The sequence below is a fragment of the Agromyces binzhouensis genome (assembly GCF_042672355.1).
Classification (GTDB): Bacteria; Actinomycetota; Actinomycetes; order Actinomycetales; family Microbacteriaceae; genus Agromyces; species Agromyces binzhouensis.
This window is the reverse complement of the sequence record NZ_JBHXVJ010000001.1, coordinates 154,136-167,559: the sequence shown is the minus strand read 5'-3', so window position 1 is coordinate 167,559 and position 13,424 is coordinate 154,136. Positions and strand designations below refer to the sequence as shown.

11 protein-coding genes are annotated in these 13,424 nt (G+C 71.7%); 10 read left to right on the top strand and 1 reads right to left on the bottom strand.

Features of this window, described 5'->3' with window-relative positions:
• Positions 1-8: 8 nt before the first annotated feature.
• Positions 9-878: an LLM class flavin-dependent oxidoreductase gene (locus ACFVHK_RS00850; protein ID WP_376927155.1), complete on the top strand. Its 870-nt coding sequence runs from the start codon at positions 9-11 to the stop codon at positions 876-878.
• Between the two features lie 110 nt (positions 879-988).
• Positions 989-3,049, top strand: a complete 2,061-nt coding sequence (locus ACFVHK_RS00845) for an elongation factor G (RefSeq protein ID WP_376927154.1) — start codon at positions 989-991, stop codon at positions 3,047-3,049.
• A 28-nt stretch (positions 3,050-3,077) separates the two neighbouring features.
• On the opposite strand, the gene ACFVHK_RS00840 is transcribed toward ACFVHK_RS00845, so the two are convergent.
• Positions 3,078-4,475 carry an aminotransferase-like domain-containing protein gene (locus tag ACFVHK_RS00840; RefSeq protein WP_376927153.1) on the bottom strand — a complete coding sequence of 466 codons (1,398 nt, stop codon included), beginning with the start codon at positions 4,473-4,475 and terminating at the stop codon, positions 3,078-3,080.
• Between the two features lie 262 nt (positions 4,476-4,737).
• Between ACFVHK_RS00840 and ACFVHK_RS00835 the strand changes: the two genes are divergently transcribed.
• The 8 genes from ACFVHK_RS00835 to ACFVHK_RS00800 all read left to right on the top strand — a co-directional run bounded on the left by ACFVHK_RS00835 (position 4,738) and on the right by ACFVHK_RS00800 (position 13,404).
• On the top strand, positions 4,738-5,586 hold the full coding sequence (locus ACFVHK_RS00835; protein WP_129234631.1) for a nitrilase-related carbon-nitrogen hydrolase: 849 nt from the start codon (positions 4,738-4,740) through the stop codon (positions 5,584-5,586).
• Between the two features lie 27 nt (positions 5,587-5,613).
• The gene (gene hydA / locus ACFVHK_RS00830) at positions 5,614-7,050 is read left to right on the top strand and encodes a dihydropyrimidinase (protein WP_376927152.1); all 1,437 of its coding nucleotides are present in this window, start codon (positions 5,614-5,616) and stop codon (positions 7,048-7,050) included.
• 19 nt (positions 7,051-7,069) lie between these two features.
• The gene (locus tag ACFVHK_RS00825; protein ID WP_376927151.1) at positions 7,070-8,086 is read left to right on the top strand and encodes a TIGR03842 family LLM class F420-dependent oxidoreductase; all 1,017 of its coding nucleotides are present in this window, start codon (positions 7,070-7,072) and stop codon (positions 8,084-8,086) included.
• Entirely contained in the window at positions 8,083-9,012 is a 930-nt protein-coding gene (locus ACFVHK_RS00820; protein ID WP_376927150.1) for an ABC transporter permease, read from the top strand. The genes ACFVHK_RS00825 and ACFVHK_RS00820 overlap by 4 nt, the downstream gene beginning before the upstream one ends.
• Positions 9,009-9,902: an ABC transporter ATP-binding protein gene (locus tag ACFVHK_RS00815; RefSeq protein ID WP_376927149.1), complete on the top strand. Its 894-nt coding sequence runs from the start codon at positions 9,009-9,011 to the stop codon at positions 9,900-9,902. The genes ACFVHK_RS00820 and ACFVHK_RS00815 overlap by 4 nt, the downstream gene beginning before the upstream one ends.
• Positions 9,899-10,774 carry an ABC transporter permease gene (locus tag ACFVHK_RS00810; RefSeq protein WP_376927148.1) on the top strand — a complete coding sequence of 292 codons (876 nt, stop codon included), beginning with the start codon at positions 9,899-9,901 and terminating at the stop codon, positions 10,772-10,774. The genes ACFVHK_RS00815 and ACFVHK_RS00810 overlap by 4 nt, the downstream gene beginning before the upstream one ends.
• A gap of 94 nt (positions 10,775-10,868) precedes the next feature.
• The gene (locus ACFVHK_RS00805; protein ID WP_376927147.1) at positions 10,869-12,011 is read left to right on the top strand and encodes an ABC transporter substrate-binding protein; all 1,143 of its coding nucleotides are present in this window, start codon (positions 10,869-10,871) and stop codon (positions 12,009-12,011) included.
• 73 nt (positions 12,012-12,084) lie between these two features.
• Entirely contained in the window at positions 12,085-13,404 is a 1,320-nt protein-coding gene (locus ACFVHK_RS00800; protein ID WP_376927146.1) for an aspartate aminotransferase family protein, read from the top strand.
• Positions 13,405-13,424 lie beyond the last annotated feature (20 nt).

Sequence of the window (13,424 nt, the reverse complement as noted above, 5' to 3'; positions counted from 1 at the left end):
GTGGCCGCATGCCCGACTACGGCCGCCCGATCGAGTTCGGAACGTTCATCACGCCCTCGGCACTGGAGCCCGAACGCACGGTCGAGCTCGCGCTCGCGAGCGAGCGGGCCGGGCTCGAGTTCGTCACCTTCCAGGACCACCCGTACCAGCCGCGGTTCCTCGACACCTGGACGCTCATGAGCTGGGTCGGCGCACGGACGAGTCGCATCCGCATCTCCGCGAACGTGCACAACCTGCTGCTCAGGCCCCCGGCTGTGCTCGCCCGCGCCGCGGCATCCCTCGACCTGCTCACGGGCGGTCGCGTCGTGCTCGGCCTCGGCGCGGGCGGGTTCGCACCTGCCGCCGTCGCGATGGGCGCGCCGAGCCGCACGCCCGCCGAGCAGGTCGGCGCGCTGGGCGAGGCGATCACCGTCATCCGCGAACTGCAGGACACGGAAGCCCCGGGCGGCGTGTTCCTGCACAACGCGCACTACCCGATCCGCGGCGCCAAGCGCGGGCCAGCGCCCGTGCAGCGGCCCATGCCGATCTGGCTCGGCGTGCTCCGGCCCAAGGGGCTCCGGCTCCTCGGGAGCGCGGCCGACGGATGGCTTCCGTCGCTCGGACGCCTCGAGGACGGCCCGGACTCCCTCGACGCGGGGCACGAGATCATCGACGCGGCGGCGCGCGCAGCGGGGCGCGAGCCCCGGAGCATCCGTCGCCTGCTCAACGTCGGGCCGCGCAGCACCGACCCGGAGACGCTCGCCGACCTGGCGACCCGGCACGGCGTCGACACCTTCGTCGTGGTCGGCGACGACGAGGCGCTGATCGAGGAGCTGGGCGCGCGGATCGCGCCGGAGACGCGGGCGATCGTCGCCGAACGGCGGGCCGCGGCGGGCTGAACCGTGCGCGGAATCCGGTATCCGCGACGATCGGGACCTCCGCCCTCTGGACCTCGCGGCCTCGGCGCGCGACGATGGACGCACGGAACCGCACCGGCGCGGGAGGCCCCATGAACTCGGCATCGCCCCAGACCCACCGGACCATCGCCCTCGTGGGCGCTTCGGGCTCGGGGAAGACCACCCTCGCGGAGGCGCTCCTGCATCGCGCCGGCGCGATCCCACGGACGGGATCCGTCGAACAGGGGAACACCGTCTGCGACCACGAGCCCGAGGAGATCGCCCGCCACACGAGCCTCGGGCTCTCGCTCGCCTACTTCGACTGGACGGGGCCGGACGGGACCGCGTACGCGGTGACCGTGGCCGACACCCCCGGGCACCCGGACTTCGTGGGCGCAGTCGACGCGGCCCTGTCGGTGGCGGACGTCGCGCTCATCGCGGTCAGCGCTGTGGACGGCGTCGTCGCCGGGACGCGCGCCGCGTGGGACGCCGCCGAGGCCGTCGGCGTGCCGCGCGTCGTGGTGGTCACCCAGGAGGACAAGGCGCGGGCGGACTTCCGCGGCGTGCTCGCGCAGCTCCGGTCGGAGTTCGGCGAGCACCTGTGGGCGCTGGAGCTGCCGATCGGCGAGGAGGCGGCGTTCCGGGCGATCGCGGACGTTCTGAGCGAGGAGGCCCACGTCTACGACGGCGACGGGACGCACCACGACGAGCCGCTGCCGCCCGAGGCGGAGGCCGAGGAGCACGCGATGCACGTCGAGGTGACCGAGGACATCGTCTCGCACGACGACGCGCAGCTCGAGGCCTACCTCGAGGGCGACGAGCCATCGGCTGCGGAGCTCGAGCGGACGTTCGCGCGCGAGGTCGCCGCCGGCGAGGCCGTGCCCGTGCTCGTGTGCTCGGGGGCGACCGGGACGGGCGTCGACCGGGTCGCGGACCTCGTCAGCGAACTGACGCCCGCCGCGACCGAACGCGACGGGCGCATCCTCGTCGGGGAGGGGTCGGGCGGGTCGGAGCTGAAGGTCGCGCCGAACGAGTCCGGGGACACGCTGGTGCACGTCTTCCGGACGGTGGCCGACCCGTTCGTCGGCCAGGTGTCGATGCTCAAGGTGCTCTCCGGCACGCTCCGGACCGGCGACAAGCTGCGGAACGCGACCACGGGCGCCGATGAGCGGATCCACGGCCTGTTCCGGCTCCGGGGGGCGGAGCACGTGACCGCCGGGACGCTCGCCGCGGGCGAGGTCGGCGCGGTCGCGAAGCTCACGGGCTCGCCGTCGGGCTCGCTGCTCTGGTCGCGGGCGTCGGGCACGGCCCGCCCGGCGGCGACGCCGCCCCGCCCGCCCGTCTACGCCGTCGCACTCGAGCCGGCGTCGCAGTCGGACGACGAGAAGCTGCCCGTCGCGCTCGCGCGGCTCACCGCGGAGGATCCGACGCTCGTGGTCGACCGGGCGGGCGAGTACACGGTGCTGCGCGGGCTCGGCGACACGCACGTCGCGGTCGCGGTCGAGCGGCTCGCGCGCGTGTTCGGCGTGCACGTCGAGACCGCGCCGGCACCGGTGGCGTTCCGGGAGACGATCGCGGGGTCGGCCTCGGTCGAGGGCAAGCTCAAGAAGCAGTCGGGCGGGCACGGCCAGTTCGCGGTCGTGCAGTTGAACGTCTCGCCGCTTCCGCCTGGCGAGGGGTTCGAGTTCGTCGACTCGGTCACGGGCGGTGCGGTGCCGCGGCAGTACATCAGCGCGGTGGAGAAGGGCGCCCGCGACGCGCTCGCCTCGGGCGGTCCGCAGGGGCACCCGGTCGTCGACGTCAGGGTCGAGCTCACGGACGGCAAGTCGCACTCGGTCGACTCGTCGGACATGGCGTTCCGCACGGCCGCGTCGATCGGGGTGAAGGCGGCGCTCGCCGAGGCCGGGACGGTGCTGCTCGAGCCGGTCTCGAGCGTGACCGTGACGGTGCCGAGCGACCTGCAGGGCGCCGTGCTCACCGACCTCTCGGGACGTCGCGGCCGGGTGAGCGCCACCGAGGCGGCGAGCGACGGTCGCGCTCGGGTCGTCGCGCACGTTCCCGAGGCCGAGCTGACGCGGTACGTGCTCGACCTGCGTTCGATCACCGCGGGGCAGGCCGAGCTCACCATCACGCCCGACCACTACGCGAAGGCGCCGAGCGCGGCTCGGGCCTGAACCCGCCGGGGCCTGGACCCGACGCGGGCTAGTACCCGCCCGCCGCCAGGTGCTGCCCCGCGACGGCCAGCGCATCCGCGACCGCCGCGGCGTCCTCGCGCACGGCGCCCACGGTGACGCGCACGAACTCGTGGCGGTCGGCGCGCTGCGCGCCGGCGACGGGCGATCCGTTCGCCGCCGCGAGGAACGGCGTCCCGCCCGCGACCCGGATGCCGGCGGCCGCGAGCTGCACGAGCGTCGACCGCTCCGAGAGCACGGGCATCCACAGGTTGATTCCGTCGGCGTGCATCACGGGGATGCCGCGCGACCGCAGGGCGTCCCCGAGTGCGCGCTGGCGCGTGTAGTAGGCCCGGCGCGCCTCGGCGACGGCGTCGATCGCCGCGCCGTCGGTCAGCAGGTCGAGCAGGATCGACTGGAGCATCCGGCTCGTCCACCCCGGGCCGAGCATGCGGCGCGCCATGATCCGGCCGATGAGGTCGCGCGGGCCGCCGACCGCGGCGATGCGCAGGTCGGGGCCGTGCGACTTCGAGAAGCTGCGCACGTGCACGACGCGGTCGGGCAGGTGCGTGCCGAGCGTGACGTCGCCCTCGGTCGAGATGAGTCCCGAGTGGTCGTCCTCGACGACGACGAGGTCGAGGCCATGCTCGTCGACGGCCGAGCGGATGGCTCCCGCGAGCGCCGCGGCACGGGCCGGCGTCATCGACGCGCCCGTCGGGTTCTGGGCTCGCGGTTGCAGCAGGATGGCTGCGGGCCGTCGGCGCAGCGCGACGGCGAGCCCCTCCGGAGACATCCCCTGCTCGTCGATCGCGACCGGCACGGCCTCGGCGCCGAGCAGGTCGAGGAGGTCGAGGAACGGCGGGAAGCCGGGGTGCTCGACGACGACCCGGTCGCCGAATCGAACGACCTGCTCGAGCGTGCGCGAGATGGCGTCGAGCGCACCGTCGACGACCACGATCGACTCGGCCTCGCCGGGCCAGGAGCGGCGCAGGACCGCCGCGAGCGCGGGGATGACGGGTTCGGCCTGGTAGCTCCCGACATCCGCCCGTGCGGACACCCGCGAGAGCGCGGGGCCGAGGGCCGGCAGCAGCAGGGGGTCGGGCGTGCCCCTCGAGAGGTCGAGCCGCACGGGGTCGTCGGGCGGGGCCATGCCGCGCATGCGCATCGCGGGGCCGGCAGAGGCATCCCGTCGCACGAAGCTGCCCGCGCGACCGCGCGACTCGATGAGCCCGGCGCGAGCGAGCGCCTGCCACGCCTGGCTGATGGTGGCCGGGCTCACGCCGAGCGACGAGGCGAGTTCGCGCACCGTGGGCAGGCGGACGCCCGCCTCGAGTTCCCCGTTGTTCACGAGCCGTGCGAGGTCGGCGGCGATGCCGCGCGGCGTCGTGTCGGCGAAGGGCGCGAGGGAGGTCAGTTCGGAGACATCCACTCGAATACCTGATCGCACCATTGCCTCCTCACGAAGCAAGGGACAGGATGTTTAACCACCACGTCACAGAGTGAAACAAAAGGGAAATGTTCACGCCGAAGAATAACAGAACGGGTCGCAACCCCGATCTGGCACCCGCCGCCGGTCCCCACCCGGCGTCGATTCTCGGCACCACTGCTCGGCGTCACCGCGCGCACGGCAGGCACTGAGCTCCACGCCTGCACCGCTGGCGGCAACGACGCCGACCGACTCAGGAGGCACCATGACGATCGTTCGAGCGGCCATCACCCAGACCACGTGGACGGGTGACAAGGAGTCGATGCTCGACAAGCACGAGCAGTTCGCGCGCCAGGCGAAGGAGCAGGGCGCCCAGGTGATCTGCTTCCAGGAGCTCTTCTACGGGCCCTACTTCGGCATCACGGAGGACGTGAAGTACTACGACTACGCCGAGCCCGCCGACGGCCCGATCGTGCAGCGCTTCGCCGCCCTCGCCAAGGAGCTCGAGATGGTCATGGTGCTGCCCATCTACGAGGAGGAGCAGCCCGGCGTGTACTACAACACCGCGGTCGTCGTCGACGCCGACGGCACGATCCTCGGCTCGTACCGCAAGCACCACATCCCGAACCTCGACAAGTTCTGGGAGAAGTTCTACTTCCGGCCCGGCAACCTCGGCTACCCCGTCTTCCAGACCGCGGTCGGCCCCATCGGCGTCTACATCTGCTACGACCGGCACTTCCCCGAGGGATGGCGCGAGCTCGGCCTGAACGGCGCGCAGATCGTGTTCAACCCGAACGCGACCAAGCCCGGCCTCTCGAACCGGCTCTGGGAGATCGAGCAGCCCGCCGCGGCCGCCGCGAACGGCTACTTCATCGGCGCCGCGAACCGCGTCGGACTCGAGGACAACGAGTACGGCGACCTCGCCGTGAACTTCTACGGCAAGAGCCAGTTCGTCGACCCGCAGGGCAACATCGTCGGCGAGTACGGATCGGAGACCGACGAGGAGGTCGTGGTCCGCGACCTCGACATGGACATGATCCGCCAGGTCCGCAACGCGTGGCAGTTCTACCGCGACCGCCGGCCCGAGTCGTACACGTCCATCCCGAAGCCGTAGCCGACGAGACGCGAAGGAGCGAAGCGCATGGCCACCACCCTCATCTCAGGCGGCACCGTCGTCAGCGCCACCGGCCGTTCCGCGGCCGACGTGCTCGTCGACGGCGAGAGGATCGTCGCCGTCCTGCAGCCCGGCAGCGAGCTGTTCGGCACGGACGTCGCGGCATCCGTCGACCGCGTCGTCGACGCCACCGGCAAGTACGTCATCCCCGGCGGCATCGACGCCCACACCCACATGCAGCTGCCGTTCGGCGGCACCGAGGCGTCCGACACGTTCGAGTCGGGCACCATCGCCGCCGCGCACGGCGGCACGACCTCGATCATCGACTTCGCCGTGCAGACCTACGGCCAGCGGCTCGAAGACGGGCTGGCCGCCTGGCACGAGAAGGCCGGCGGCAACTGCGCGATCGACTACGGGTTCCACCAGATCGTCGGCGACGTCAACGAGGCGTCCCTCGAGGCGATGAAGAAGCTGCCCGACGAGGGCGTCACGAGCTTCAAGATGTTCATGGCCTACCCGGGCGTCTTCTACTCGGACGACGCGCAGATCCTGAAGGCCATGCAGGTCTCGCGCGACACCGGCATGCTCACGATGATGCACGCCGAGAACGGCCCCGCCATCGACGTGCTCGCCCAGCAGCTGGTGGACCAGGGCAAGACCGACCCGTACTACCACGGCATCGCCCGGGCCTGGGAGATGGAGGAGGAGGCGACGCACCGCGCGATCATGCTCGCGAAGCTCACGGGCGCGCCCCTCTACGTCGTGCACGTGTCGGCGAAGCAGGCCGTCGAGCAGCTCGCCTGGGCGCGCGACAAGGGCCAGAACGTCTACGGCGAGACATGCCCGCAGTACCTGTACCTCTCGCTCGAAGACCAGCTCGGTGCGCGGAGCGACCAGTGGGGCGCCTTCGAGGGCGCGAAGTGGGTCTGCTCGACGCCGCTCCGCTCGCGCGCCGAGGGCCACCAGGACTCGATGTGGCAGGCCCTCCGCACGAACGACCTGCAGATGGTCTCGACCGACCACTGCCCGTTCTGCATGAAGGACCAGAAGGAGCTCGGCCTCGGCGACTTCCGGAAGATCCCGAACGGCATCGGCTCGATCGAGCACCGGATGGACCTCATGTACCAGGGCGTCGTGACCGGCGAGATCACGCTCGAGCGCTGGGTCGAGCTCACGAGCACGACCCCGGCCCGCATGTTCGGCCTGTACGGCACGAAGGGCGTCATCCAGCCCGGCGCCGACGCCGACATCGTCGTCTACGACCCGAACGGCCACACCTCGATCGGCCTCGAGAAGACCCACCACATGAACATGGACTACTCGGCGTGGGAGGGGTACGAGATCGACGGCAAGGTCGACACGGTCATCAGCCGGGGCAAGGTCGTCGTCGAGGACGACGCCTACGTCGGCGCCAAGGGCGACGGGCGCTACCTCAAGCGCGGCCTGAGCCAATACCTCATCTGATCGGGAGAGGAACCCCGCCATGGACTTCGGAGTCGTCCTGCAGACCAACCCGCCCGCCTCGCGGGCGGTCCACCTCGCCAAGCTCGCGGAGCAGTTCGGGTTCAGCCACGTCTGGACCTTCGACTCGCACCTGCTGTGGGAGGAGCCGTACGTCATCCACTCGCAGATCCTCGCCGAGACACGGCGCGTGACCGTCGGCCCGTTCGTGACCAACCCGGCCACGCGCGACTGGACCGTCACCGCGTCGACGTTCGCGACGCTCAACGAGATGTACGGCAACCGCACCGTCTGCGGCATCGGCCGCGGCGACTCGGCCGTGCGCGTCACCAACGGCAAGCCGGTGACGATGCGCGAGCTGCGCGAGTCGATCCACGTCATCCGCGAGCTCGCGAACTCGCGGGCCGTCGAGTACAAGGGCTCGACGCTGCGCTTCCCGTGGTCCACGGGTTCCGAGCTCGAGGTCTGGGTCGCCGCGTACGGCCCGATGGCCCTGAAGCTCACCGGCGAGGTCGGCGACGGCTTCATCCTCCAACTCGCCGACGTCGACATCGCCGCGTGGATGATCAAGACCGTGCGGGACGCCGCGGAGGCCGTCGGGCGCGACCCGATGTCGATCAAGTTCTGCGTGGCCGCGCCGTTCTACATCGGCGAGGACCGCGCGCACATGCTCGACCAGTCGCGCTGGTTCGGCGGCATGGTCGGCAACCACGTGGCCGACATCGTGGCCAAGTACGGCGAGCACGGCAGCGTGCCCGACGCGCTCACCGAGTACATCCGCGGTCGCCAGGGCTACGACTACAACACCCACGGCAAGGCCGACAACGACCACGTCGACTTCGTGCCCGACGAGATCGTCGAGCGCTTCTGCGTACTCGGCACCGCCGAGGAGCACATCGAGAAGCTGAAGCAGCTCGCCGAGCTCGGCGTCGACCAGTTCGCCGGCTACCTCCAGCACGACAACAAGGAGGAGACGATGCGGGTGTACGGCGAGACCGTGATCCCCGCCATGACCGAGCACCTCACGGCGAAGGCATGACGGCGACCACGACGACCCCCCGGGCCAGGCGGGCGCACCGTTGGCGCGCGGTGGCCTGGGGCGTGGTCGGCGTCCTCGCGCTCGCCGCACTGTGGGAGCTGTACAAGCTCGTCGGCCCCGCCGACGGCTGGCTCGTCGGTGCGCAGGAGGGCGTGACGGGCAGCGGCATCCGCCTGCTGCCACGCGCGAGCGACCTGGCGATGCCGCACATCTGGGAGATGTTCGCACGCATCGTCGAGCCCGTGACCCGGGCGTCGGGCGCGCTGCCGCTCGGCGTGGTCGTGCTGCTCGCGGCGCTCACGAGCCTCGGCGTCGCCGCGCTCGGCTGGCTCGTGGGCGTCGTCGTCGGCTTCGTGCTCGCGCTGCTCATGCTCGGCTTCCGCATCGCGGAGCGCGCGGTGCTCCCCTTCGTCATCCTCAGCCAGACCGTTCCGCTCATCGCGCTCGCGCCCCTCATCCGCAACTGGGGCTCGCGCCTCGAGTTCGGCGCGTTCTCGTGGGAGAGCTGGATGTCGGTCGTGATCATCGCGAGCTACCTCGCGTTCTTCCCGGTCGCCGTCGGCGCCCTGCGGGGCCTGCAGTCGCCGGATGCCGCGCACCTCGACCTCATGCGCAGCTATGCGGCGGGATGGTGGACCACGCTGTTCCGGCTCCGCCTGCCCGCGAGCGTCCCGTTCCTCATCCCGGCGCTGCGGCTCGCCGCCGCCAACGCCGTCGTCGGCACCGTCGTCGCCGAGATCTCGGTCGGGTTCACGGGCGGCATCGGCCGGCTCATCCTCGAGACCGCGGTCGCCGCGTCGAGCGATCCGGCGAAGCCCTGGGCCCCGATCCTCGGCGCGGTGCTGCTCGGCCTCGTCGCCGCCGGGTTCGTCGCCCTCCTCGCCGCCTTCCTCAGCCCGTTCCGCCGACAGGAGACCGTCGCATGAGCACCCCGAACCCGAGCACGCCCACCCCCGAGCCCTCGGCCTCCGGCGGCGCGACGACGGCCACCGCCGACGCGACCGAGGCCGTCGTCGCCCGGGGCGTCGAGCGCGTCTTCACGGGTGCCAAGGGCGCCGAGGTGACCGCGCTCACGGGCATCGAGCTCACGGTGCACGACGGCGAGTTCGTGTCGCTCATCGGCCCGTCGGGCTGCGGCAAGTCGACCCTGCTCCGGCTCATCGCCGACCTCGACGAACCGACCGCGGGCGAGATCCGGGTCTTCGGCAAGACCTCCCGCCAGGCCCGCATCGACCAGTCGTACGGCATCGCGTTCCAGCAGGCCGGCCTCCTGCCGTGGCGAACCGTCGCGGCGAACATCGAGCTGCCGCTCCAACTGCACGGGGCGGATGCCTCGACCCGCCGCGCACGTGTCGCCGAGCTGCTCGAACTCGTGGGCCTCGCCGACTTCGCCAAGCACTACCCTGACCAGCTCTCGGGCGGCATGCAGCAGCGCGTCGCGATCGCCCGATCGCTCGCCGAACAGCCCCGGCTGCTCCTCATGGACGAACCGTTCGGCGCGCTCGACGAGATGACCCGCGAGCGCATGCAGACCGAGCTCCTGAAGATCCGCGCCGAGACCGGCGCCGCGGTCGTGTTCGTGACGCACTCGATCCCCGAGGCGGTCTACCTCTCCGACCGCGTCGTCGTGATGTCGCCCCGCCCCGGCCGCATCACCGATGAGATCGACGTGCGCCTCGGCGGCGCGGCGGAGCGCGGGGAGGACCTCCGCGAGGACGCCGCGTTCTTCGCCGGCGTCACGGCCGTGCGCGAGGCGCTGCACGGGCCGACGACGGCGCCCGCCGCCGGTGCGCCGAGGGGGGTGGACGTGCGATGACGAGCGCAGCGCCGGAGCGCGTCGAGGCCGCGCCGCCGCAGGCGGACCCGACGGTCGCGATGCCCGGGCTCGAGGCATCCGCCCCGTCGCGCGGCCGTCGCCCCGTCGGCGACGGCCCGCTCGCGCGCTTCGCGAAGCTCGTGCTGCCGCCGATCGCCCTCTTCGTGCTCCTCGTCGTGCTCGTCGAGTTCGTCGTGGTCGCCGCGGGCATCCCGCCGTTCGTGCTCGCGAGCCCCTCCGCGATCTTCGACCAGCTCGTGCAGTACGCCCCGCAGGTGCTCGCGGCGACCCTCGCGACCGGACTGAACGCGCTCATCGGCCTCCTGATCGGTGCGATCATCGGCGTGCTGCTCGCGATCGCGGCATCCGTCGCCAGGCCGATCGACGGCATGCTCGCCCCCGTCGTCGCGGCGGTCGCGGTCGTGCCGATCGTGGCACTCGCCCCGGTGTTCTACACGCTGTTCGGCTCGACGTCGGAGGTGGCGCGCATCCTGATCGCGTCGATCGCGGCGTTCGTGCCCGTGTTCCTCAACACGCTGCGCGGGCTCCGGCAGGTGCGGCCCGTGCATCGCGACCTCATGCGGTCGTACGCAGCGACGCCGTCGCAGCTGACCCGGCTCGTCACGATCCCGTCGGCGCTGTCGCACTTCTTCACGGGTCTCCGGATCGCCTCGTCGCTCGCGGTCATCTCGTCCCTCGTCGCCGAGTACTTCGGCGGGCCGCGCCAGGGCCTCGGCTCCGCGATCACGACCGCCGCCGCATCGAGCGCGTACGCCCGTGCGTGGGCGTTCGTCATCGGCGCCATCCTGCTCGGCCTCGTCTTCTTCGTCCTCACCAGCCTGATCGAGAGGATCGCCTCGCGTCACCGATGACCCCGACCCCGCCGGCCGACGCCGTCCGGCCCCAGCCACCGGCACCGCCGGTCGGAACCGCACCACGAGCACCACCACCAAGAGAGGAATGCACATGAAGCGCAACCGGATCCTCGCGGGCGCGGCGGCAGCAGCCGCGACCGCGCTCGTGCTCGCCGGCTGCTCCAGCGGGAGCAGCGACTCGGGCGACGGCGGCGACACCGCCGACGGCGAGCTCACCCCCGTGACCCTGCAGCTGCAGTGGCTCACGCAGGCCCAGTTCGGCGGCTACTACCTGGCCGACGCGAACGGCTACTGGGAGGAGCTCGGCCTCGACGTCGAGATCATCCCGGGCGCCGTCGACATCGTCCCCCAGGACGTGCTCGCCGCCGGCGACGTCGACTTCGCGATCGCGTGGGTGCCGAAGGCGCTCGCCTCGATCGAGGCCGGCGCGAACATCACGAACATCGCGCAGATCTTCGAGCGCAGCGGCACGCTGCAGGTCGCGTGGGCCGACAGCGGCATCGACGGGCCGGAGGACCTCTCGGACAAGCAGATCGGCAGCTGGGGCTTCGGCAACGAGTGGGAGCTCTTCGCGGGCCTCACGGAGGTCGACGCGTCGGGCTACACGATCGTGCAGCAGAACTTCGACATGAACGCGCTGCTCAACAAGGAGATCGACGCCGCGCAGGCGATGACCTACAACGAGTACGCGCAGCTGCTCGAGGCCGTGAACCCCGAGACGGGCGAGCTCTACCAGCCCGAGGACTTCTCGGTCATCGACTGGAACGAGGTCGGCACGGCCATGCTCCAGGACGCGATCTGGGCCAACAGCGAGCGGCTCGAGTCCGACCCCGAGTACGCCGAGACCGCGGTGAAGCTCATCCAGGGCGCGATCCTCGGCTGGATCGACCAGCGCGACGACCCGCAGGCCGCGGCCGACGCGGTGACCGCCGCCGGGTCGACGCTCGGCACGAGCCACCAGCTGTGGATGGCCAACGAGATCAACAAGCTCATCTGGCCCTCGACGAGCGGCATCGGCCACATCAACGAGGACCAGTGGGACGCGACCGTCGAGATGGCCCTCATGACGAAGAACCAGGACGGCGCGCAGGTCATCACGACCGACCCGCCGGACGGGTCGTACACCAACGAGTACGTCGACGAGGCCATCGCGAACCTCGAGGCCGACGGCGTCGACATCCAGGGCGAGGACTACGAGCCCATCGAGGTCACCCTCAACGAGGGCGGCAACTAGCAGACGGATGCCGCGGGGCGCGGCCCGCACGCCCCGCCCCGCGGCATCCACCCCACGAAAGGCGACGACGCCCATGACCGAGAACCTCACCGCCGACCTCGACGCGCTCGCGCGCGAGCTCGACGCCGAACACGTCTTCCACTCCTGGTCGGCGCAGGGGACCCCCCCGCAGCTCGTCGTCGCGAGCGGCCGCGGCACGAGGGTCTGGGACCACTCGGGCCGGGAGTACCTCGACTTCTCCAGCCAGCTCGTCAACGTCAACATCGGCCACCAGCACCCGGCCGTCGTCTCGGCGATCCGGGAGCAGGCCGAACTGCTGACCACCATCGGCCCGCCGACCGTGAACCTCGCCAGGGGCGAGGCCGCGAAGCGGATCGTGTCGCATGCCCCGAGCGGCATGTCCAAGGTGTTCTTCACCAACGGCGGCGCCGATGCGAACGAGAACGCGATCCGGATGGCGCGCCTGCACACCGGCCGCGACAAGGTGCTCTCGACGTACCGGTCGTACCACGGCAACACCGGCGCCGCGATCGTCTCGACGGGGGACTGGCGACGCATCCCGAACGAGTTCGCACGCGGACACGTGCACTTCTTCGGCCCGTTCCTGTACCGCTCCGAGTTCTGGGCGACGACGCCCGAGGAGGAGTCGGAGCGCGCGCTGCAGCACCTGCGCCGCGTCATCGAGTCCGAGGGCCCCGCGACGATCGCGGCCGTCTTGCTCGAGACCGTGCCCGGCACTGCCGGGGTGCTCGTGCCGCCGCCCGGCTACCTGGCCGGCGTCCGCGAACTGTGCGACCGCCACGGCATCCTGCTCATCCTCGACGAGGTGATGTGCGGCTTCGGTCGCACCGGGCGCTGGTTCGCGTTCGACGGCTACGACGTGCGGCCCGACCTCATCAGCTTCGCGAAGGGCGTCAACTCGGGCTACGTGCCGGTCGGCGGCGTCGTCATCTCCGACGAGATCGCCGCCGACTTCGACGAGCGGATCTTCCCGGGCGGGCTCACCTACTCGGGCCACCCGCTCGCGATGGCCTCGATCGTCGGGGCGCTCGACGCGATGGAGTCCGAGGGCATCGTCGACCACGCACGCCGCGTCGGGGCCGAGGCCATCGCCCCGGCCCTCACGGAGCTCGCCGAGAAGCACGCCGTGATCGGCGAGGTGCGCGGCGAGGGCGTCTTCTGGGCGCTCGACCTCGTCGCCGATCCCGAGACGCGCGCGCCACTGCCCGCCGCCGAGGTCGGACGCGTCAAGGGCGCGCTGGTCGAGCGGGGCCTGCTGCCGTTCGTCGCCGAGAACCGGATCCACGTCGTGCCGCCCTGCGTGGTCACGGCCGAGGAGGTCGAGCAGGCGACCGCGATCTACGACGAGGTGCTCGGCACCGTCGACGTGTGAGACGGATGCCGCGGCCTCCG